This is a genomic window from Streptomyces sp. NPDC033177, assembly GCF_055577715.1.
This window is the reverse complement of the sequence record NZ_JBVIPS010000013.1, coordinates 102814-123414: the sequence shown is the minus strand read 5'-3', so window position 1 is coordinate 123414 and position 20601 is coordinate 102814. Positions and strand designations below refer to the sequence as shown.

The following is a 20601-nucleotide window of genomic DNA, read 5'->3' as shown; positions in this document are numbered from 1 at the left end:
ACGTACACCCTTAAAGGAAGTAGAGGCGGTTGAGGGGGACGGAGTCTGCGGGCTCGGACCGGACCGGGTCGCCGTCGAGCGTGACCAGGCCGGAGCGTTGGTCGACGTCGATGGAGCCGGTGCGGGAGTTGAGCCGCAGGTCGGCGGGCCCGATGCCGCGGGTACCGCGCACGGCGACGCGGCGCCGCCGGGTCGGCATTTTGTCGTTGCCCTGGTCGACGGCGGCCTGCGCGACGAAGGCCACCGAGATGTCGGCGGGCGTCGAGCCGTACGCGCCGAACTGCGGGCCGAGCACGAGGGGCTCGCAGGTGTCGGTCGCGGCGTTCGGGTCGCCCACGACCCCGTAGGCGGGGAAGCCCGACTTCAGGACCAACTGCGGTTTGGCGCCGAAGAATTCGGGCCGCCAGAGCACGATGTCGGCCATCTTGCCGACCTCGATGGAACCGACCTCGTGGGCGAGGCCGTGGGCGATGGCGGGGTTGATGGTGAGCTTGGCCATGTAGCGCAGGACGCGCGCGTTGTCGTCCCCGTCACCGTCGCCCTCCATGGGGCCGAGCTCGGCCTTCATCTTCCCGGCCATCGCGAAGGTCCTGCGTACGGTCTCGCCCGCGCGGCCCATGCCCTGCGCGTCGGACGAGGTGATGCCGATGGCGCCCAGGTCGTGCAGCACGTCCTCTGCGCCCATGGTCCCGGCGCGGATGCGGTCACGTGCCATGGCCGCGTCGCCCGGCAGGTCGGTCTTCAGGTCGTGGACCGAGACGATCATGCCGTAGTGCTCGGCGACGGCGTCGCGCCCGAAGGGCAGGGTGGGGTTGGTGGAGGAGCCGATCACGTTCGGCACGCCCGCCATCTTCAGCACGTTGGGCACGTGCCCGCCGCCGCATCCCTCGATGTGGAAGGCGTGGATGGTGCGGCCTTCGAGGACCTTCAGGGTGTCCTCGACGGACAGGCATTCGTTCAACCCGTCGCTGTGCAGGGCGACTTGCACGTCATGCTCTTCGGCGACCCGCAGCGCGGTGTCAAGGGCACGTGTGTGGGCGCCCATGTCCTCGTGCACCTTGAAGCCCGAGGCCCCGCCCTCGGCGAGGGCCTCGACGAGTGGGGCGTCGTGCGAGGACGAACCCCGGCCCAGGAAGCCGATGTTGACCGGCCAGGCGTCGAAGGCGTTGAACGCGTGCCGCAGCGCCCAGGGCGAGTTGACGCCGACGCCCCATACGGGCCCGAATTCCTGGCCGATGACGGTGGTGACGCCGGAGGCCAGCGAGGCCTCCATGATGCGCGGTGAGAGCAGGTGCACGTGGGTGTCCACGGCTCCGGCGGTGGCGATGAGCCCCTCGCCCGAGACGATGGAGGTGCCGGTGCCGACGACGACGTCGACGCCGTCCAGGGTGTCGGGGTTGCCGGCCCGCCCGATGGCGTGGATACGGCCTTCGCGGATGCCGATCGACACCTTGCGGATGCCCTGCACGGCGTCGATCACCAGCACGTTGCTGATGACGACGTCACAGGTCTCGCGGACGGCGGCGGCCTTCAGGTGCAGTCCGTCGCGGGCGGTCTTGCCGAACCCGGCGAGGAACTCCTCGCCGTACTTCTGCGCGTCGGACTCCACCCGGACGGTCAGGCCCGAGTCGCCGAGCCTGACGCGGTCGCCGGCTCGGGGGCCGTGCGTGGCGGCGTACTCGTACGGGGTGAGGCGGCGTGCTTCGGCGGGGTGGCCTCCGGGGCGGCTCATCGCTCGACCTCCTGCTCAGTCGTTTCCGGTATGCCGAGGTAGCCGCAGGCGGCGGCGCGGCGCAGGGCCTCTTCGCGGGCACCCGGCGCGTCCAGCGGCCCGTCGACGAGGCCGGCGAATCCGATCGCGATCCGTTCGCCGCCGATCGGAAGGAGCCCGACCTCGGCGCTCTCGCCGGGCCCGAAGCGGACCGAGGACCCGGCGGGCACCGCGAGCCGCATGCCGTAGGCGGCCGAGCGGTCGAAGTCGAGCCGGGGGTTGGCCTCGAAGAAGTGGAAGTGCGAGGTGACGGAGACGGGCACGGTGGCGGTGTTGCGCACGGCGATCGTCGCGACGGGCGCGGGCTCCGCATGCTCAGGTCCGGGCAGCAGCGCTCCGGGAGCCTCGCTCCCCAGCCCCGCCCCGATGGGCTGCGCGACGACCGCGAGCCGGGAGCCGTCGTCGAAGACGGCCTCCACATGCACCTCGGTCACCACATCCGCGACGCCCGGCAGGACGTCGTCAGGCCCGAGGACCGAGCGCGCACGCTCGATCGCCTCGGCGAGCCTGGCCCCGTCGCGGGCCGCCTCGCACACCGTGTCCGCTATCAGGGCGGTCGCCTCGGGGACGTTGAGTCTGAGGCCACGCGCCTTGCGGGCCCTGGCCAGCTCGGCGGCCCCGAAGAGCAGCAGCCGGTCGCGTTCCGTGGGGGTAAGCCGCACTCCACCACACCTCCGTCGTTTGAACATCACTCTAACCACGAGATTGATGTGACGGAAACATTGACGTGCGAGCTTGACTCAGGTCACATTGAGCGGCACTCAAACAGTCGTCCGGCAGCCTGTGTGCGCAGGCGGCCACGATCGAGCGTCAGGGGCACCCTCATGCCGATAGAACAGCGCGGAGTCGACACCATCCCGGACGGGGAACGCACCAGCGGCCCCCGCGATCTCATCTCGATCCTGCTCGGCTCCAACCTCTGCCTGGGGGTGATCGTCTTCGGCTGGCTGCCGGTGTCGTTCGGCCTCGGCTGGTGGGCGTCCGTCACCTCGGTGGTGGCGGGCACGGTCATCGGCACGGCCCTGACCGCCCCGCTGGCCCTGGTCTCGCTCCGTACGGGCACGAACCTCTCCACCTCATCCGGAGCCCAGTTCGGCGTGCGGGGCCGCCTTGTCGGCTCGGTCGTCGGCCTCCTCCTGTCCCTCGGCTACACCGCGCTGACCATCTGGATCGGCGGCGACGTGATGGTGGGCGTGCTGCACCGCCTGACGGGACTTCCGGCGAGCGGCCTCTCGTACGGGCTCGTGTACGCGCTCCTCGCCGCCGCCACGGTGGCGGGCGCGGTCTACGGCTACCGGGTGCTGCTGCGCCTCTCGCGCGTCCTGGCGGTCGGCATGACGGCACTCCTGATCCTCGGGGCGGTGGCCTACGCCCCCGACTTCACGACGTCGGCGCTCCCCGACGCGGGCGGCTATCTCCTGGGCTCGTTTTGGCCGACGTGGCTCCTGGCCCTGGTGGCGGCGGGCCTGAGCGGGCCGATCGCGTTCATCACGCTCCTGGGCGACTACACGCGCTACGTCTCCCCCATCCGCCACAGCTCCCGCACGGTGCTGCGGGCGTCGTGGGTCGGCCTGCTCGCCGGGCTCCTCGTCCCGCAGCTCTTCGGTACGTTCACGGCGTACGCGGCGGGGGCGGCGCTCGACTATGCCGGGCCGCTGGTCTCGGCGGCCCCCGGCTGGTACCTGGTCCCGCTCCTCCTGGCCGCCTCCGCGGGCTCGGTCGGCAACGCGGGCCTGATGCTGTACTCGATGGGCCTGGACCTCGACGCGATCCTGCCGCGGGCGTCGCGGGCCCGCGCGACGTACACCGTGGCGGTGGTCGCCACGGGGTGCGTGTTCGTGGGCCACTACGCGTGGGAGGCGCAGGACGCGATGACGTCCTTCGTCCTCCTCCTCACCGCGATCGGCACACCGTGGGCGGTGATCACCCTGCTCGGCTTCGTCCGCTGCGGCGGCGTGTACGACGCGGAGGCGCTCCAGGTCTTCAACCGCCGCTCCCGGGGCGGGATCTACTGGTACCGGGCGGGGTGGAACATCCCGGCGACGGTGAGCTGGGCCCTTGGCGCGGTGGTCGGCCTCGCGGCGGTCTCGCTCCCCTCCTACGAAGGGCCGCTGCTCTCCCTCACCGCCGGGGTGGACTGCAGTTTCCTGCTGTCGGGGGTGGTGGGGGGCTTGGCGTACGTGGCCCTTGAGCGGGGTCGGGCTCCGGAGCCTGTGGAACCTGCGCTCAGCGTGACCCCCTGATCAGCCCGCCCGCAGCCTTACCTGCCCGAACAGACCTCCCCACCCGCCCGCCCGGTCACCCCGCATCCGACCCTGGACGAACAAGCTTTTCCGCCCACCCACCCGAGTACCCCGCAGCGACACAGCGATCAGCCATCGATCAGCCGCAGTCGGCAGCGCTCGCGAGGGGACGTGCCGGTATGTCTGCCCGGAGCACGGTTCGCGGGGCTCCCTCGCCGAAGGAGCCCCGCGGTCACCGGACGATAGCGAGGACGGACATACCGGCGCGGCCCCGCACCCCCGACGGACCAGCCCCGCAGCCCGCCCAAGCCCCGCAGGGAACCCGCAGGGAACCCTCAGCCGAGGTCGTGCATCCAGCCGTGCTGGTCCTTCGCCGTTCCCCGCTGCACGTCGAGCAGCGCCTCGCGCAGCTTCATCGTGACCGGGCCCGGCTCGCCGCCGCTCTGGGTCCACTCGCCCGAGCGGCACTTGACCGTGCCCACGGGGGTGATCACCGCGGCCGTGCCGCACGCGAAGACCTCCGTCAGCGTGCCCTCGGAGGTGTCCGCCTGCCACTGGTCGATCGAGACGCGCGACTCCTCCGACGTGTAGCCGAGGTCCTGGGCGACCGTGAGCAGCGAGTCGCGGGTGATCCCGGCGAGCAGCGAGCCCGTCAGCGTCGGGGTGACGATCTTGTCTCCGTACACGAAGTACAGGTTCATGCCGCCGAGCTCCTCGACCCACTTGTGCTCCACGGCGTCCAGGTAGGCGACCTGGTCGCAGCCCTTCTCCGCGGCCTCGGCCTGCGCGAGCAGGGACGCCGCGTAGTTGCCGCCGGTCTTGGCGTCGCCCACGCCACCGGGGACGGCGCGCACGCGGTCCTCCGACAGCCAGATGGAGACGGGCTTGACGCCACCGGGGAAGTACGCGCCCGCGGGCGAGGCAATGACGATGAAGAGGTATTCGTTGGCGGGCTTCACGCCCAGGCCGACCTCACTGGCGATCATGAACGGCCGCAGGTAGAGCGACTCCTCGCCGCCGTGCGCCGGCACCCACGCCTTGTCCGCCCTCACCAGCGCGTCGCACGCCTCGATGAACGTCTCGACCGGCAGCTCCGGCATCGCGAGCCGCCGTGCCGACCGCTGGAAGCGCTCCGCGTTGGCGTCGGGGCGGAAGGAGGCCACCGAGCCGTCGGGCTGCCGGTAGGCCTTCAGGCCCTCGAAGATCTCCTGCGCGTAGTGCAGGACGTTGGTCGCCGGGTCGAGCGAGAGCGGGCCGTACGGCACGAGCTGGCCGTCGTGCCAGCCGCGCCCCTCCGTCCACTTGATCGTCACCATGTGGTCGGTGAAGTGGCGGCCGAACCCGGGGTTGGCCAAAATCGCCTCGCGCTCCGCCTTGGACAGCGGGCTCGAGGTGGGCTTGAGCTCGATCGTGGGTGCCGGCGTCGTCGTCATGAGTACTAGTCCTTCACGGTGTGATGGTGACGGACCGCGCTCACGCCAGTACTTCTCGTACTAGGACGTCCGAGTAACCCTGCATTCCGCGGCCCCACGTTCGATTATCGCTCGCGTGGCGCCAAGGAAGAAACAGCGTGAATGCGGCCCAGGGGTCGATGGTGGCACCCGGAGCCGCATACGAGAAGCCGCCGGGTCGTCAGACCAGACCCGGCGGCTTCTGTGTCGTAAGGACGAGCTACCGGGTCAGCCCGCTACTCGTACGGCGAGCGCGTCGCCGATCTGCTCGGTCGTGCGGACCGTTTCGCCGCGCTCCGCGAGGTCGGCCGAGACGGCGGTCTCGATGCGCCCCGCCTGGTCCTCGTAGCCGAGGTGACGCAGAAGCAGCGCGACGGACAGGACGGTGGCCGACGGGTCGGCCTTGCCCTGGCCCGCGATGTCCGGCGCAGAGCCGTGCACGGGCTCGAACATCGACGGGAACTCGCGGCTCGGGTTGATGTTGCCGGAGGCCGCGACGCCGATGCCGCCGGAGACGGCAGCCGCGAGGTCGGTGATGATGTCGCCGAAGAGGTTGTCGGTGACGATCACGTCGAAACGGCCGGGGTCGGTGACGAGGTAGATCGTCGCGGCGTCGACGTGGATGTAGTCCGTGGTGACGTCCGGGAACTCCTTCGCCACCTCGTTGAAGACGTTCGTCCAGAGGTGCCCGGCGTACGCGAGGACGTTGTTCTTGTGGACCAGCGTCAGCTTCTTGCGCGGGCGGGCCTGCGCGCGGGCGAAGGCATCACGGACCACGCGCTCCACACCGAAGGCGGTGTTGACGGAGACCTCGGTGGCGACCTCGTGCGGGGTGCCCGTGCGGATCGAGCCGCCGTTGCCCGTGTACGGGCCCTCGGTTCCTTCGCGTACGACGATGAAGTCGATCTCGGGCTGGCCCTTGAGCGGGGTCGCGACACCCGGGAGCAGCTTCGACGGCCGCAGGTTGACGTGGTGGTCGAAGAGGAAGCGGAGCTTCAGCAGGAAGCCGCGCTCCAGGACACCGGACGGGACCGAGGGGTCACCGATCGCGCCGAGGAGGATCGCGTCGTACTGCTTGAGGGCCTCGACGTCGGCGTCGGTGAGGGTCTCACCGGTCGCGTGGTAGCGCTTGGCGCCGAAGTCGAACTCCTTGGTCTCCAGCTTCACATCCTGCGGGAGGACGGCATTGAGGACCTTGAGCCCCTGGGCCACGACTTCCTGGCCGATTCCATCACCGGGGATCACTGCGAGATTGATGCTGCGAGACATGCCAGCAGCCTACGCGCCGTCCCAGGGGATGACACACGCAGTCCGACATGCGGACACCCCTGGTCACGCCATGGGTGCGTCATCACATGGCCACCCTCCCTTCACCCTGAGGCCGGGCGGGAGTTGCGCGTCACCGGGAAGTTGTATGGGCATGGACACCCCCAACGTCGGCATACCGGAGCGGCTCGCGGCCGGGATGAGCATGCCGGAGCAGCACGAGTACCTCCGCAGGAAGCTGTCCCGGCGCAAGGTCCTCGCCAGTTCGTTCGCCGCGGCCGGGACGGTCGGCGGCATCGGCCTGCTCGCGGGCAGTTCGGGCGGCTCGGGCAGCGCCCACGGCGAGAGCGCGTCGGCGTCGAGCCCCCTCACCGCGGCATCCGCGCCGTCCGCGCCGGTCAAGGTCGACGGCAAGCTGGTGGCGCCCTTCGCCCGGCATCTCGCCTTCGGGGCCGACCCCAAGACACAGATGCGGGTCTCCTGGCAGGTGCCCTTCGCGGTCAAGTCCCCGTATCTGCGGGTGGGATTGAAGCCCTGGGAGCTGAGCCGGAAGATCGAGGCGGAGGTGCGCGACCTGCACACCCCGTCCCTGTCGAAGAAGCTGCCCAAGGTCGAGCAGTACTACCTGCACGCGGCACTCGACGGCATGAAGCCCGGCACGACGTACTACTACGGGGTCGGCCACGAGGGCTTCGACCCGGCCTCGCCCGAGCGGATGGCGACGATCGGCTCCTTCCGCACGGCGCCCGCGACACCGGAGAGGTTCGTGTTCACCGCCTTCGGCGACCAGGGCGTGAGCTACGACGCGCTCGCCAACGACCAGTTGATCCTGGGCCAGAACCCGTCCTTCCATCTGCACGCGGGCGACATCTGCTACGCGGACAGCACCGGGCACGGCAAGGAGTCCGACACGTACGACGCACGCGTCTGGGACACCTTCATGGCCCAGACGGAGTCCGTGGCGAAGTCGGTCCCGTGGATGGTGACGACCGGCAATCACGACATGGAGGCGTGGTACTCGCCGAACGGCTACGGCGGCCAGTCCGCCCGCTGGTCGCTGCCCGAGAACGGCTTCGACCCGAAGAACGCGCCGGGCGTCTACTCCTTCACGTACGGCAATGTCGGCGTCGTCGCGCTCGACGCGAACGACGTCTCGTACGAGATCCCGGCCAACAAGGGCTACACGGACGGCAAGCAGAGCGCGTGGCTGGACAAGCGCCTCGGCGAACTGCGCGCGGACGAGACCGTCGACTTCATCGTGGTCTTCTTCCACCACTGCATGTACTCGACGGCGACGCACGGGTCCGACGGCGGGGTGCGCGACGCGTGGCTGGAGTTGTTCACCAAGCACCAGGTCGATCTGGTCGTCAACGGCCACAACCACGTCTACGAGCGCACCGACGCGATCAAGGGCGGCGAGGTCGGCAAGCCCGTTCCGGTCGGCGCGTCGACTGATCCGACGCGCGACGGCATCGTGTACGTCACCGCGGGCGGCGCGGGCAAGGACCTCTACGACTTTCCGGCGGGCGTGAAGGACAGCTACGAGGGCCATGCCGACGACCGGGATGCGATCCGGTCGTTCCACTGGACCAAGTCACGCCGCCACGAGCCGGACACCGTGGAGTGGTCACGGGTGCGGTACACCGGCTTCTCGTTCCTCGCGGTGGAGGTGACGGCCGGCGCGCACCCGAAGCTGACGGTCTCCGCGCTCGCCGAGAGCGGAGAGCGCGTGGACCACTTCGAGGTGGTGCGCGGAAAGTAGGGGCTCGAAAGCAGGGGCTCGGGGGCGGGCGGGTCAGTGACCCGTCTCGCCGCCGTTGTCCCTGCGGTCGAGGGCGCGCTGCAGGGCTGCGGCGGCCTTCCTGCGGTCGGCATCGTTGGTACGGGAGGCGTGGCGGACTCGGCGTGCGGTCGTCTCGGCCATGGGAGATCCACTCCTTGAGGGAAGGCGGTATTTCGAGACGCCGGAGAGGCGGGGAGCGGCGGAGCCGCAGGGGTTGCCTGCATGGGGCTCCGGCTCACGACCGCCATTCGCTTGATCGAGCGAGACGTTCGGCTCCTACAAAGCTAAGGGAGGACGGAGCGTCTGTCTCCACAATTACTCGGACTTCCTACTATCTGAGACGGCCTTCCCCCACGACCCCTCCGTCGGCGGCCCTGAGCTCGCGGATGAGGGCGCGGACAGCGACCGTGGAGGCCAGCTCCGGCGTGGTGACGTAGCCCACGGAACGCGACGGGCGCTCCGGACCGAGATCGGTGATCTCGATTCCGTCCGGTGCTCCGTTCAGCGAGAGCGCGGGCATGATCGCCATGCCGTGCCCCCTGCTCACCATCGAGAGCACCGCTCCGTCGTCCTCGGTCAGCACGGTCGCCTTCGGGATCCAGTCCTGTCCGGCCCACCACTGCCGGGTGTAAGAGCCGCAGTTCTCGTGCCAGTCCACGAGGGGCAGGGAGCGCGGGTCGGGGTGCCCCGCCGGATGCACCAGCGAGTACGGCTCCTCGATGAGTACGTCACCGATGAGCCCGGCGGGCACCGGCGAGTTCGCCCCGATCGTCGCGATGCCGAGGTCGGCGCGCCCCTCCGCCACCTCACCCGCGGTCCCGGCCCCCAGTTCGCGGACCACGCGCACCTGTGGCTCGATGCCGGGATGGCGGGCGGTGAGCCGCTCCAGGACGGGCGGCAGCAGATGCAGGGCCACGCTGCGGAACGCGGCGATGCGCAGCACTCCCGCGACCGTGCCGTGCGCGGCGCCGCGGGCCTCGGCGGCCAGGGTGTCCAGGAGCCGCAGGACACGCCGGGCGTGGGCGGCGGCGGCAACGCCGGCCGGGGTCGGGGTCGCGCCCTTGCGGCCGCGTTCGAAGAGGACGGCGCCGACCTTGCGTTCCGTCCCGCGGATGGAGTGCGAGACCGCGGACTGTGTCACCCCGAGTGTCTCGGCCGCCGCCGAGAACCCGCGCTCGCGGTCGACGGCGACGAGGATGCGGAGTTCGTGCGGGGCGAGGTCGGTGGCGGCGGTGGTCGCGTTCGGCGTTCCAGCAGCGCTCATCGTGGGTCCCACCTGCTTCTATGAGGGCTCTTCATGGTTCGGGCCGTTCCATGAGCGCAACCCTCTCCCCGGCCCCCGCATTCCTCCGTACGGTCACCGCCATGACCGAGACCGCGCTCACCGTGCACCAGACCGCCCGCCCCCACGGCTTCCCCACCCCCGACCACTTCGCCTTCGTCGAGTCCGCGCTGCCCCAACCCGCCCCGGGCACCGCCCTGGTGGAGAACCTGTACTGGTCGGTGGACCCCTACCACCGCGAGATGATGGACGGGGACTTCGCCCTGAACGCGCCCCTGGAGGGCCGCACCCTCGGCCGTGTCATCGAGTCCCGCGACCCCGCGCTCCGCGAGGGCGAGATCGTCTTCCACCGGCAGGGCTGGCGCACGCACACCGTCGTCACCCCCGACGAGGCACGCGCCGTCCCCCGCTTCGAGGGCGTACCGCTCTCCGCGCACCTGAGCATCCTCGGCGGCACGGGCCTCACGGCATACGTCGGCCTCACCCGCATCGCCGAACTCCGCCCGGGGCAGGACGTGTTCGTCTCCGCGGCCGGCGGCGGCGTCGGCACGGCCACCGGGCGGCTCGCCCGGCTGATGGGCGCGGGGCGGCTCGTCGGCAGCGCGGGCACGGCGGCGAAGGCGGCGTACCTGACGGAACACGTCGGCTACGACGACGTCTTCGACTACCGCGCAGGCCCGACGGCCGAGCTGCTCGCGAAGGCGGCGCCCGACGGGATCGACCTCTACATGGACAACGTCGGCGGCGAGCACCTCGAAGCGGCCATCTCCTCGCTGCGCGCGTACGGGCGGATCGTACGCATCGGCACGATCGCCCAGTACAACAGCACCGGCACGCCGTACGCCCTGCGCAATCTCCCCGACATCGTCGAGAAGAGCCTGCGCATGGAGGGCTTCCTGGTCCGCGACCACTACGCGGTGCAGGAGGAGTTGTACGAGTTCGTGGTGCCGCATCTGCAGAGCGGGCGCGTCGGGCTCGACGAGACCGTGGTGGAGGGCTTCGGCTCCATCGTGGACGCGTTCCTGGGGATGCTGCGCGGCGAGAACCTGGGCAAGATCATCGTCCGCGCCTAGGAGCCGCCTGCAAACCGCCTGCAAACCGGCTAGAAGATGTCCCCGTCACGCCAGTCGATGAGGAGTTCGTGCGCCGGGTCGAAGTCGGCGCCCCACAGGAGCGGGGGTTCCTCGTCCGGCATGGGGATCACGCCCTGCGGGCCGAGGGTGCCGACCGAGCCCTTCCACCGCTGCCAGCCGCGCCCGAGGTAGAGCCGCTCCCCCTCGTCCGACGCCGAGAGCGCGCCCAGAACGTACGCCCGGTCGATCACCCGCTCCAGGGCGCCCATCACCTGCCCGCCCAGACCCTGCCGCTGCCGGTCCGGGCGGACGGCGACCGCTTCGACGTAACCGACGCGCAGTGAACGGCCGTTGTGCAGGATTCGGCGCTGCACCACGGAGCCGTGCGCGAGGAGGAGGCCGGAGTCGTCGTGCACCAGGGCGTGCATGCCGCCGAGGCCGTGCTCCCAGTCCTGGTCACTGAAGTCCCCGTCGAACGCGTCGTCCATCAGGGCGCGGGCGGCACGGAGTTCGGTCGGGTCGAGATCGCAGGTGTGGGCCGTACGCAGCGTGGTCACCTCTCCACCGTACTCAGGCCAGATCTGAGTACGCACGCCGATTTCACCGCGGCGGGGCGGCGGCAGAGTCAGTGCCATGAACGGCCTCTACGCTCTCAAGCCCTGGTACGCGGACCGGTTGTCCGGCGTACGCGGCGCGCTCGCCCGCCGGGAGGTGTCGCCCGACACTGTCACTGCGGCCGGTGTGCTCTGCGCGGCGGGCGCCGCGGCGGCACTCGCCTGGCTGCCGACGCCCTTCGCGGCGCTCCCGGTGGCCGTGCTGCTCGCCGCGCGTCTCGCCTTCGCGAACCTCGACGGAGCGCTGGCCCGTGACACGGGCCGCATGACCCGGCGCGGCGCGCTCCTGAACGAACTGGGCGACCGGGCCGCCGACCTGGTCGTGCTCGCGGGCTTCCTGACACTGGCCCCGCTGTGGCTGGTGGCGACGGCGGGCCTCGCGGCGACGCTCCCTTCCTGGGTGTCGCTCGCGGGCGCGGCGGCGGGCGCGCCCCGCCTGAACGGGGGCCCGGTCGGCAAGACGGAACGCTGCGCCCTCGTGATCCTCGCGGCGGCTTCCGGCTGGTTCGTGCCGGTACTCGCGGCGATCGCGGCGGGCTCGGCACTGACAGCGGGGCTGCGACTCGCCCGGCTGTGGCGGGAGTTGGGCCCGACTCCCGCGGGGGGCCGGCGATGAGCGCGGCTTGCATCACCGGGGAGGCCGCGGCGCGGCCCGTATCCGAGGCCGCCAGAGCGCTCGGTGCGGGCTCGGGCCCGACGTCACCGCTGCCCCTCACCCACCGGCGCCCGGAGCCCGGCACAGCCTCGGCTTCCCGTTGGAGCACGCGATGAGCGCCGCGTTCATCGCCGGGGAGGTCGCGGCACGGCCCGTACCCGATGCCGCCAGAGCGCTCGGTGCGGGCTCGGGCCCGACGTCACCGCTGCCCCTCACCCACCGGCGCCCGGAGCCCGGCACTGCCTCGGCTTCCCGTTGGAGCACGCGATGAGCGCCGCGTTCATCGCCGGGGAGGTCGCCGGGCGGGCCGTGCCCGTGGTGGCCGGGGTGCTCGGTGTCGGTGGGGTGGCCGTCGCCGCGCTGCCCTCGCGGGTGCGGATGCGGGCCGAGCTGCGGAAGCGGTGGCGTACCTGGGCGCTTGCCGCGCCGCTCTTCCTCGGGGCGTTCTTCCTCGGCGGGGCAGGGGCGTTCGCGCTCGCGGCCGGGCTCGGAGTGGTCGCCGTGGGCGAGTACGCGCGGATGGCGGGGCTTCCGCGGGGTGAGCGGGCCGTGCTCACGGTGTCTGCCGTGGCGCTGCCGGGCATCGCCTGGGGCGCGCCCGGCGCCCTTGACCTGCGGGCGGCGGGTGCGCTGCTGATCGCCGCCGCCGGGGTGGCCCTCTTCTCCGGGGACGCCGCCCAGGGCTTCACGCGGGCGAGCCGTACGGTCTTCGGGCTGCTCTGGATCCCCGTCTCGCTGAGCGGTCTCGTGCTGCTCGGCGACACGGCCGTGGCGGTGGGCGTCGCGGTGGCGTTCGGGGACGTGGGCGCGTGGTGCGGGGGCACGGCGCTCGGCCGCAGGGGACTCCTGTCCCGGCCGCTCTCGCCCCTCTCCCCCAACAAGACCTGGGCGGGCGTCGCCGGAGCCGCCGCCGCGACCGCCGCCGCGCTGGCCGCGGTCGGCGCGTTCTCCCCGGTGCTGTGGGCCGCGGTGCTCGTCGGCTGCGTACTCGGAGATCTCCTGGAGTCGATGGTCAAGCGGGAGGCCGGCGTGAAGGACGCGGGGAGCTGGCTGCCGGGGTTCGGCGGCCTGCTCGACCGGATCGATTCGCTGCTGGTCGCGCTGTTGCTGACGATGGTGGTGACACTGTGAGGACCCGTACGAAGCATCCAACCCGTCCGGCCGCTGCGGACGAACCCGGCGGAGCCGGTGACCGACGGCGCCCGAAGCGTGGCGCAGCCCGCCTCCGCCGAGACCTCTGGTGGACGCTGCTCACCCTCACCGGAGGTGTGGAGCGACGCGGTCAACTCCCGCCCGGCGGCTGCGTGGTCGTGGCCAACCACAGTTCCCACGCGGACACCGCCGCCCTCCTCGCCGCACTGGACGCCCGCCACGCACCGGCGATCGGCGCGGCCGCCGACTACTGGTTCGCCTCCCGTTGGCGCAGCCGCGTCTGCAGCCGCCTGGCCGCCGGGTTCCCCGTGCGCCGTACCGGAGGCGGCATGGAGGATCTCCTGAACCACGCGGACGCCCTGCGCGCGGGTGCGGCCGTGGTCCTCTTCCCGGAGGGCACCCGCGCCAGGGACGGCGAGCTGGGCGCCTTCCACAAGGGCGCCCTGATCCTGGCCCGGCAGGCGGACGTACCCGTGGTGCCGGTCGCCATCGCGGGCACGGACCGCCTGCTGCCCAAGCACGGCAGGCTCCGCCCCGCCCTGGTGCGGGTCGCCGTCGGTGAGCCGCTGCCCGCGTCGGCCACCCCCGGAGAGGCCCGCGACGCGGTGGCCGCACTGCGTCGCCGTACGGCGGAAGAACCCCTCGCCGACTCCCCCGCGCGCAAGCGGATCGCGGCGGTCGCGGCCTCCCGCGGTGGGCTCGCGCTCGGTTTCCTCTGGGCCTTCGCGGAGGCGTTGAGCTGGCCCCTGATGCCGGAACTGTTCCTGGCGATCGCCTGCGTGGCGGTACCGCGCCGGGCCCTGAAGCTGTCCCTCACGGCCCTCGCGGGCAGCCTGGCGGGCGGCCTGCTCGCCCTGCAACTCGCCGCCTCCGGCGTGCAGTTGCCGCACCCGCTGACCACGGACCGGATGCGCGCGGAGGTACGCACCGAGCTCGCCGCAGAAGGCGCGGCGGCCGTCCGCCACCAGCCCTGGAACGGCATCCCCTTCAAGGTGTACGCACGCGAGGCGGGCCGTGCCGACATCGCGCCGCACGACTGGCTGGCCCACTCGGCACTCTCCCGCGGCTCCCGCACCCTCACGGTGGGCCTCGCCTTCGGGGCCTTCGGGTTCCTCGTGCACAGGCTCCGGCGGTTCTACGGGCTGTATCTGGCCTTGCTGGGGGGCGGATTCACGCTCGCGCTCTCATTGATCGTGACGGGATGGAGCTGACCGGGGCACACTCGGGACCATGGCTGACGAGACCACAGAACGGCCCTGGACCCCGATCCACGGCGAGCCCTACCGCTCCGTTCCGTACCGCCCCGAGCGCATGCCCGAGTCCCAATCCCTCGACCGCGCGGCCGAGTTGCGCGAGCGAATGCGGGAGCGCCGCACCGTGCGGCAGTTCGCCCCGGACCCCGTGCCCGCGCAGGTCGTGCGGGACGCCATCGCGTGCGCAGCGACCGCGCCGTCCGGTGCGCACCAGCAGCCGTGGACCTTCGTCCTCGTCCAGGACCCGGAGGTACGCCGCCGTATCCGTGAGGCCGCCGAGCACGAGGAGCGCGTCTCGTACGACGGGCGCCTGGGCGAGGAGTGGCTCGCGGCCCTGCGCCCGCTCGGCACGGACGAGGTGAAGCCGCATCTGACGGACGCGCCCGCCCTGGTCGTCGTCTTCCAGCAGCGCTACTGGCTGGGCGATGACGGCACCAAGCACAAGCACTACTACGTCGACGAGTCGGTCGGCATCGCGGTGGGGATGCTGCTGTCCGCGCTGCACCTGTCGGGCCTCGCCGCGCTGATCCACACGCCGAGCCCGATGCGCTTCCTGTCGCAGGTGCTCGGCAGGCCGGAGAACGAGAAGGCGTTCGCGGTGATCCCCGTGGGCTACCCGGCGCCGGACTGCCAGGTCCCCGACCTCGTACGGAAATCCCTTGATCAGGTGCTCGTGGAGGTCTGAGCGTAGACCAACCGGCTCTCCAGGGACGGGTAGTCGGTGTAACCCTCGGCCCCGTGGGTGTAGAGGTGCGCCGCGTCGATCTCCTGGAGCGGCGCGCCCGCCGCGAACCGCTCCGGCAGATCGGGGTTGGAGATGAAGGCACGGCCGTACGAGACGAGGTCCGCGAGCCCTTCGGCCAGGACCGCCTCGCCCGCCTCGCGCGTGGTCGGGTCGCCGTTCTCGCCGACGTTGCCGATGAGGGTGCCGTGCCAGTGGGGGCGCAGGTCGGTGAGGGCCGGGTAGCGGTCGTTGTCGGTGAGGTGGAGGTAGGCCAGGCCCAGGCCGTCGATCTCGTCGAGCAGCGCGCGGTAGACGGGGCCGGGGTCCGCCTCCGCCATGCCGAACTGCGGGTTGCCCGGCGAGAGGCGCAGGCCCAGGCGGTCGGCGCCGATGGCGTCGGCGACGGCGCGCACGACCTCCACGGCGAAGCGGATGCGGTCGGCGATGGTGTTCCGGCCGTACGCGTCGTCGCGGAGGTTGGAGTTGTCCGCGAGGAACTGGTGGATCAAGTAGCTGTTGGCGCCGTGCAGTTCGACGCCGTCGAAGCCCGCTGTGATGGCGTTGCGGGCGGCGTCCGCGAAGTCCCGGACCGCCGTGTGGATCTCGTCGACGCTCATCTCGCGCGGGGTGACCGGGTCGGCCTTGCCGCCGTCGCGCACGTGGACGCGGCTCGGGTCGACGAGCACGGCGGACGGCGCCGCGGGAACGTCCTCGTCGATCCGGGACAGCGGGTGCCCGTGTCTGCCGCCGTGCATCAGCTGGGCGTAGATGCGGCCGCCCTCGTCGTGCACGGCCTCGGTGACCCGCCGCCACCCCTCGATGTGCGCGGCGGTCTCCAGGCCGGGGAAGCGCCAGCCGCTCTGGCCCCGGCTGCTGGGCCAGATGCCCTCGGTGACGATGAGGCCGGCGCTCGCGCGCTGGGCGTAGTGGTCGGCGACCACCGGCAGCGGGGTGCCGTCCTCGGTGGCGCGGTGGCGGCTCATGGGGGCCATGACGATGCGATTGGGCAGACGCAGGCCGTGGGCGGTGGGCGCGGAATACGGTGTGAGGAGCTTGGTGTTCGTCATGCCGGAACGGTAGAAGCTGACACCGGTGTCAGATTCAAGTGCGGAGGCGCTTCGAGTGCGGAGGTACGGGTGACATGAGGATCGGCGAGCTGGCGAAGCGTACCGCTGTGAGCGAGCGGTCCCTGCGCTACTACGAGAAGCAGGGCCTGCTGTACGCGGACCGCACACCGGGCGGCCACCGTGAGTACCCGGAGGCCGCGGTCGACCGGGTCGTCCACATCCAGGAGCTGTTCGCGGCGGGCCTGTGCAGCGCGAAGATCGTGCAGCTGCTGCCCTGCATGCGGGACCAGGACGGCGGCCCGTCGGAGAAGGCGTCGCCGTGGCTGGTGGAGGAGCTCTCGGTGGAGCGGGCGCGGATCGACGGCATGGTCGAGGAGCTGCTGCGGGCCAGAGACGTGCTGGACGAGGTCATCACCGCGGCGGCGGGAAAGAGCAATACCTAACCCCTCAACGTGCATTGACTGGTTATGTCGACGCGTGCTCTACTCACCCCCAAGCCAACCACTAAAACGTGCTTGAGGGGTTATAGATGAGCAACAGGACCCACCACCGCTCCATCACCGTCCGGGGCCACGAGATCGCCTACCTCGAGGCCGGCCGCGCCGACGCCCCCGTCCTCCTCCTGCTGCACGGCTTCCCCTCCAGCTCGCACATGTTCCGCGACCTCATTCCGCTCCTGGCCCACCGCTACCGCGTCATCGCCCCCGATCACCTCGGCTTCGGCCGCTCCGCCACCCCGTCCGCACACGACGTCACGTACTCCTTCGCCGAACTCGCCGACCTCACCGCGGAGTTCACCGAGCAACTGGGCCTGACGCGTTTCGCGCTCTACGTCCAGGACTACGGCGCCCCCATCGGCCTGCGCCTGGCCCTCGCGCACCCCGAGCGCGTCACCGCGATCGTCACGCAGAACGGCAACGCGTACGAGGAGGGCCTCGGCACCGAGGCCTGGGCGCCCGTCCTCGCGTACATCGCCGACCCGAACGACAAGACCGCCGCGCCCGTACGGGAGATCCGCTCCCTCGAAGGCATCAAGTGGCAGTACACGCACGGCGTTCCGGACCCCACCCTCGTCAGCCCGGACGCCTGGCTGCACGACGCCGCGCTGATGGCCCGCGAGGGCCAGGACGAGATCCAGCTCTCCCTGATCGGCGACTACGGCAGCAACATCGAGCTGTACCCCGCGTTCCAGGAATACTTCCGCGCCTCCCAGGTCCCGCTGCTCGCGGCCTGGGGCGCCCACGACGAGATCTTCGTGCGGGGCGGCGCCCTCGCCTTCCTCCGCGATCTGCCGGAGGCCGAGGTGCACCTGCTGCCCGCCGGCCACTTCGCCCTGGAGACCCACGCGGCGCAGATCGCCGGACTGATCGACGACTTCCTGACCCGGCGCCTCACCACACCGGCACGGTGAAACAGCACCGCCTCCGACCGGGGTGGGGCCCAGGTCGGAGGCGGGGTTCAAGGGGGCCCGGAGGCCCCGGGGGGGGCGTCAGCCCATGTGCGGGTACGCGTACTCCGTCGGCGGGACCAGCGTCTCCTTGATGGCGCGGGTCAGCGTCCAGCGCTGCAGGTTCTGCGGGGCGCCCGCCTTGTCGCAGGTGCCGGAGGAACGACCGCCGCCGAAGGGCTGCTGGCCGACGACGGCGCCGGTCGACTTGTCGTTGATGTAGAAGTTGCCCGCCGCGTAGCGGAGCTTCTCCATCGTGTACGCGGCCGCGGCGCGGTCGCCCGCGATGACCGAGCCGGTGAGGGCGTAGTCCGAGGCCGACTCCATCTGGGTCAGCATCTCCTCGTACTTGTCGTCCTCGTAGACGTGGATCGCCAGGATCGGGCCGAAGTACTCGGTCGTGAAGACCTCGTTGGCCGGGTCCGAGCACTCGACGAGGGTCGGACGGACGAAGTAGCCCACGGAGTCGTCGTACGTGCCGCCCGCGACGATCGTGCAGGTCGGGTCGGCCGCGGCACGGTCGATGGCCGCCTTGTTCTTGGCGAACGCGCGCTCGTCGATGACGGCGCCGATGAAGTTCGACAGATCGGTGACGTCACCCATCTTGATGCCGTCGACCTCGGCCGCGAACTCCTCCTTGAAGCCGTCGTTCCAGATCGAGGCGGGAACGTACGCACGCGACGAGGCGCTGCACTTCTGGCCCTGGAACTCGAAGGAACCGCGGGTCAGGGCCGTCTTGAGGATCGCGCGGTCGGCGCTGGGGTGCGCGACGACGAAGTCCTTGCCGCCGGTCTCGCCGACCAGACGCGGGTACGTGCGGTAGTTGGCGATGTTCTCGCCGACCGTCTTCCACAGGTGCTGGAAGGTCGGGGTCGAGCCGGTGAAGTGGATGCCCGCCAGGTCGCGGTGGGTCAGGGCCACCTCGGAGACGGCGATGCCGTCACCCGTGACGAGGTTGATGACGCCCTTGGGAAGACCGGCCTCCTCAAGGAGCTGCATGAGCAGCACGGCGGCGTGCGTCTGCGTCGGGGACGGCTTCCACACGACCACGTTGCCCATGAGGGCCGGGGCGGTGGGGAGGTTGCCCGCGATGGCGGTGAAGTTGAAGGGGGTGATCGCGTAGACGAAGCCCTCGAGCGGGCGGTGGTCCAGGCGGTTCCAGACGCCGGTCGCGTTCGCCGGGGGCTGCTCGGCGAGCAGGTCACGGGCGTACTTGACGTTGAAGCGCCAGAAGTCGATGAGCTCACAGGGCGTATCGATCTCGGCCTGCTGGGCGGTCTTCGACTGGCCGAGCATCGTCGAGGCGGCGAGGGTCTCGCGCCACGTCGTGGAGAGCAGCTCGGCGGCGCGCAGGATGATCGCGGCGCGGTCGTCGAAGGACATCGCGCGCCACGCCGGGGCGGCGGCGAGGGCGGCGTCGACCGCGTCCTGGGCGTCCTGCTTGGTGGCGGCGCGGCCGGTGCCGATGACGGACTTGTGGTTGTGCGGCTGCACGACCTTGAAGGGCTCGCCGCCGCCGAGGCGCTTGACGCCACCGATGGTCATCGGCAGCTCGATGGGGTTCTCGGAAAGCTCCTTGAGCTTGGTCTCGAGGCGGGCACGCTCCGGGGAACCGGGTGCGTAGCCGTGCACCGGCTCGTTGACCGGCGCGGGGACCTGGGTCACAGCGTCCATGAGTTCCGTATCTCCTTAGGGGGGGTCGGGGGAAAGGGAGCTCAGCCCTTTTGGGGAATCAGCCCTTGGTGAGGATGGAGCGGGCGAAGAAGAGCAGGTTGGCCGGCTTCTCCGCGAGGCGGCGCATGAAGTATCCGTACCAGTCGGTGCCGTAGGCGGTGTAGACGCGCATCCGGTGGCCCTCGGCCGCGAGCCGCAGGTGCTCGTCGCTGCGGATGCCGTACAGCATCTGGAACTCGTACTCGTCCAGTTTGCGCCCGGCGCGCCGGCCGAGCTCCTGGGCGATGGAGATCAGACGCGGGTCGTGGGACCCGATCATCGGGTACCCGTCGCCCTCCATGAGGATGCGCATGATCCGCACGTATGCCTTGTCGATCTCGGCCTTGTCCTGGTACGCGACCTCGGCGGGCTCCTTGTAGGCGCCCTTCACGATGCGTACGCGGCTGCCCGCGGCGGCCAGGCGGCGGGCGTCGTCCTCGGTGCGGAAGAGGTAGGACTGGATGACGCAGCCGGTCTGCGGGAAGTCCTTCCGCAGCTCCTCGTGGATGGCGAACATCGAGTCGAGGGTGGTGTGGTCCTCGGCGTCCAGGGTGACCGTGGTGCCGATGGCGGCGGCGGCCTCGACGACCGGGCGGACGTTGCCGAGGGCGAGCTCGTGGCCGTCTTCCAGCGCCTGGCCGAACATGGACAGCTTGACGGACATCTCGGCCTTGGTGCCGAGGCCGAGGTCCTTGAGGCGCTCGACGAGCTCCAGGTAGGCGTCGCGCGCGGCGGCGGCCTGCTCGGGCGTGGTGATGTCCTCGCCGACGACGTCGAGGGTGACCTCGAGGCCCTTGTCGGCGGCGTCCGTGATGATTGGCACGACCTGGTCCACGGTCTCACCGGCGATGAAGCGGGCGACGACCTGCTTGGTGCCCGGGGCCGCCGAAACGAAGCGGCGCATCTGGTCGCTGCGCGACGCGGCGAGGATCACGGGACCCAGCACGGGCACCTCCACGGAGAGTAGAAACAGGGCCGTACCTGGATATGCGGAACGAAGCGGTACGGCACGGAGAACCACCGTGAAACTTAAGGATCCCTCCGATCCGGTGCCATCGACAGCTGTCACGCATCCGTGCCCTGGATCTCAGACATCTGTCTGAAGGC

Annotated in this window: 19 protein-coding genes; 9 read left to right on the top strand and 10 right to left on the bottom strand. The window is 71.1% G+C overall.

From position 1 onward, the window contains the following. Nucleotides 1-10: 10 nt before the first annotated feature. Complete coding sequence (locus tag ACZ5U5_RS37025) at nucleotides 11-1732, bottom strand: urease subunit alpha (protein WP_469030800.1); 1722 nt, start codon at nucleotides 1730-1732, stop codon at nucleotides 11-13. Beyond that, nucleotides 1729-2433 carry an urease subunit gamma gene (gene ureA / locus ACZ5U5_RS37020; protein WP_469030799.1) on the bottom strand — a complete coding sequence of 235 codons (705 nt, stop codon included), beginning with the start codon at nucleotides 2431-2433 and terminating at the stop codon, nucleotides 1729-1731. The genes ACZ5U5_RS37025 and ureA overlap by 4 nt, the downstream gene beginning before the upstream one ends. Before the next feature lie 162 nt (nucleotides 2434-2595). On the opposite strand from ureA, the gene ACZ5U5_RS37015 reads away from it, so the two are divergent. After that, the gene (locus tag ACZ5U5_RS37015) at nucleotides 2596-4014 is read left to right on the top strand and encodes a cytosine permease (RefSeq protein ID WP_469030798.1); all 1419 of its coding nucleotides are present in this window, start codon (nucleotides 2596-2598) and stop codon (nucleotides 4012-4014) included. Between the two features lie 335 nt (nucleotides 4015-4349). Here ACZ5U5_RS37015 and ACZ5U5_RS37010 read toward each other — a convergent pair whose 3' ends face one another. Together ACZ5U5_RS37010 and ACZ5U5_RS37005 are read right to left on the bottom strand one after the other, a co-directional pair. Further along, nucleotides 4350-5447, bottom strand: a complete 1098-nt coding sequence (locus ACZ5U5_RS37010; RefSeq protein WP_469030796.1) for a branched-chain amino acid aminotransferase — start codon at nucleotides 5445-5447, stop codon at nucleotides 4350-4352. Between the two features lie 246 nt (nucleotides 5448-5693). Further along, nucleotides 5694-6734, bottom strand: coding sequence for a 3-isopropylmalate dehydrogenase (locus ACZ5U5_RS37005; protein WP_469030795.1), 1041 nt, complete (start codon nucleotides 6732-6734; stop codon nucleotides 5694-5696). Nucleotides 6735-6885: 151 nt separating this feature from the next. On the opposite strand from ACZ5U5_RS37005, the gene ACZ5U5_RS37000 reads away from it, so the two are divergent. Beyond that, the gene (locus ACZ5U5_RS37000) at nucleotides 6886-8493 is read left to right on the top strand and encodes a purple acid phosphatase family protein (protein WP_469030794.1); all 1608 of its coding nucleotides are present in this window, start codon (nucleotides 6886-6888) and stop codon (nucleotides 8491-8493) included. A 33-nt stretch (nucleotides 8494-8526) separates the two neighbouring features. Here ACZ5U5_RS37000 and ACZ5U5_RS36995 read toward each other — a convergent pair whose 3' ends face one another. Beyond that, nucleotides 8527-8655 (bottom strand): hypothetical protein, encoded by a 129-nt coding sequence (locus ACZ5U5_RS36995; RefSeq protein ID WP_469030792.1) that lies wholly within the window; start codon nucleotides 8653-8655, stop codon nucleotides 8527-8529. A gap of 190 nt (nucleotides 8656-8845) precedes the next feature. Next, complete coding sequence (locus ACZ5U5_RS36990) at nucleotides 8846-9778, bottom strand: LysR family transcriptional regulator (protein ID WP_469030791.1); 933 nt, start codon at nucleotides 9776-9778, stop codon at nucleotides 8846-8848. A gap of 101 nt (nucleotides 9779-9879) precedes the next feature. Here ACZ5U5_RS36990 and ACZ5U5_RS36985 point away from each other — a divergent pair, with 101 nt between their 5' ends. Continuing rightward, a complete protein-coding gene (locus ACZ5U5_RS36985; protein WP_469030790.1) occupies nucleotides 9880-10869 on the top strand; it encodes an NADP-dependent oxidoreductase in 990 nt (329 codons plus the stop codon). Nucleotides 10870-10898: 29 nt separating this feature from the next. On the opposite strand, the gene ACZ5U5_RS36980 is transcribed toward ACZ5U5_RS36985, so the two are convergent. Then, nucleotides 10899-11504 (bottom strand): GNAT family N-acetyltransferase, encoded by a 606-nt coding sequence (locus ACZ5U5_RS36980; protein WP_469030788.1) that lies wholly within the window; start codon nucleotides 11502-11504, stop codon nucleotides 10899-10901. Here ACZ5U5_RS36980 and ACZ5U5_RS36975 point away from each other — a divergent pair. From ACZ5U5_RS36975 to ACZ5U5_RS36960, 4 genes are all read left to right on the top strand, one after another. Continuing rightward, nucleotides 11503-12099, top strand: a complete 597-nt coding sequence (locus ACZ5U5_RS36975; protein WP_469030786.1) for a CDP-alcohol phosphatidyltransferase family protein — start codon at nucleotides 11503-11505, stop codon at nucleotides 12097-12099. The two genes, ACZ5U5_RS36980 and ACZ5U5_RS36975, sit on opposite strands and share 2 nt — an antisense overlap. A 306-nt stretch (nucleotides 12100-12405) precedes the next feature. Beyond that, nucleotides 12406-13269, top strand: a complete 864-nt coding sequence (locus tag ACZ5U5_RS36970; protein WP_469030785.1) for a phosphatidate cytidylyltransferase — start codon at nucleotides 12406-12408, stop codon at nucleotides 13267-13269. 137 nt (nucleotides 13270-13406) lie between these two features. Continuing rightward, on the top strand, nucleotides 13407-14501 hold the full coding sequence (locus ACZ5U5_RS36965) for a lysophospholipid acyltransferase family protein (protein ID WP_469030783.1): 1095 nt from the start codon (nucleotides 13407-13409) through the stop codon (nucleotides 14499-14501). A 19-nt stretch (nucleotides 14502-14520) separates the two neighbouring features. Next, a complete protein-coding gene (locus ACZ5U5_RS36960) occupies nucleotides 14521-15228 on the top strand; it encodes a nitroreductase family protein (protein WP_469030782.1) in 708 nt (235 codons plus the stop codon). On the opposite strand, the gene ACZ5U5_RS36955 is transcribed toward ACZ5U5_RS36960, so the two are convergent. Continuing rightward, nucleotides 15207-16334, bottom strand: coding sequence for an alkene reductase (locus ACZ5U5_RS36955; protein WP_469030780.1), 1128 nt, complete (start codon nucleotides 16332-16334; stop codon nucleotides 15207-15209). The genes ACZ5U5_RS36960 and ACZ5U5_RS36955 overlap by 22 nt on opposite strands. A gap of 74 nt (nucleotides 16335-16408) precedes the next feature. Between ACZ5U5_RS36955 and ACZ5U5_RS36950 the strand changes: the two genes are divergently transcribed. Both ACZ5U5_RS36950 and ACZ5U5_RS36945 read left to right on the top strand, forming a co-directional pair. After that, nucleotides 16409-16777, top strand: a complete 369-nt coding sequence (locus ACZ5U5_RS36950) for a MerR family transcriptional regulator (protein WP_469030778.1) — start codon at nucleotides 16409-16411, stop codon at nucleotides 16775-16777. 86 nt (nucleotides 16778-16863) lie between these two features. Continuing rightward, complete coding sequence (locus tag ACZ5U5_RS36945) at nucleotides 16864-17745, top strand: alpha/beta fold hydrolase (protein ID WP_469030776.1); 882 nt, start codon at nucleotides 16864-16866, stop codon at nucleotides 17743-17745. Between the two features lie 78 nt (nucleotides 17746-17823). Here the strand turns inward: ACZ5U5_RS36945 and pruA are convergent, their stop codons facing one another. After that, on the bottom strand, nucleotides 17824-19455 hold the full coding sequence (gene pruA, locus ACZ5U5_RS36940) for an L-glutamate gamma-semialdehyde dehydrogenase (protein WP_469030774.1): 1632 nt from the start codon (nucleotides 19453-19455) through the stop codon (nucleotides 17824-17826). Nucleotides 19456-19513: 58 nt separating this feature from the next. Continuing rightward, entirely contained in the window at nucleotides 19514-20440 is a 927-nt protein-coding gene (locus tag ACZ5U5_RS36935) for a proline dehydrogenase family protein (RefSeq protein WP_469030772.1), read from the bottom strand. Nucleotides 20441-20601: the final 161 nt, after the last annotated feature.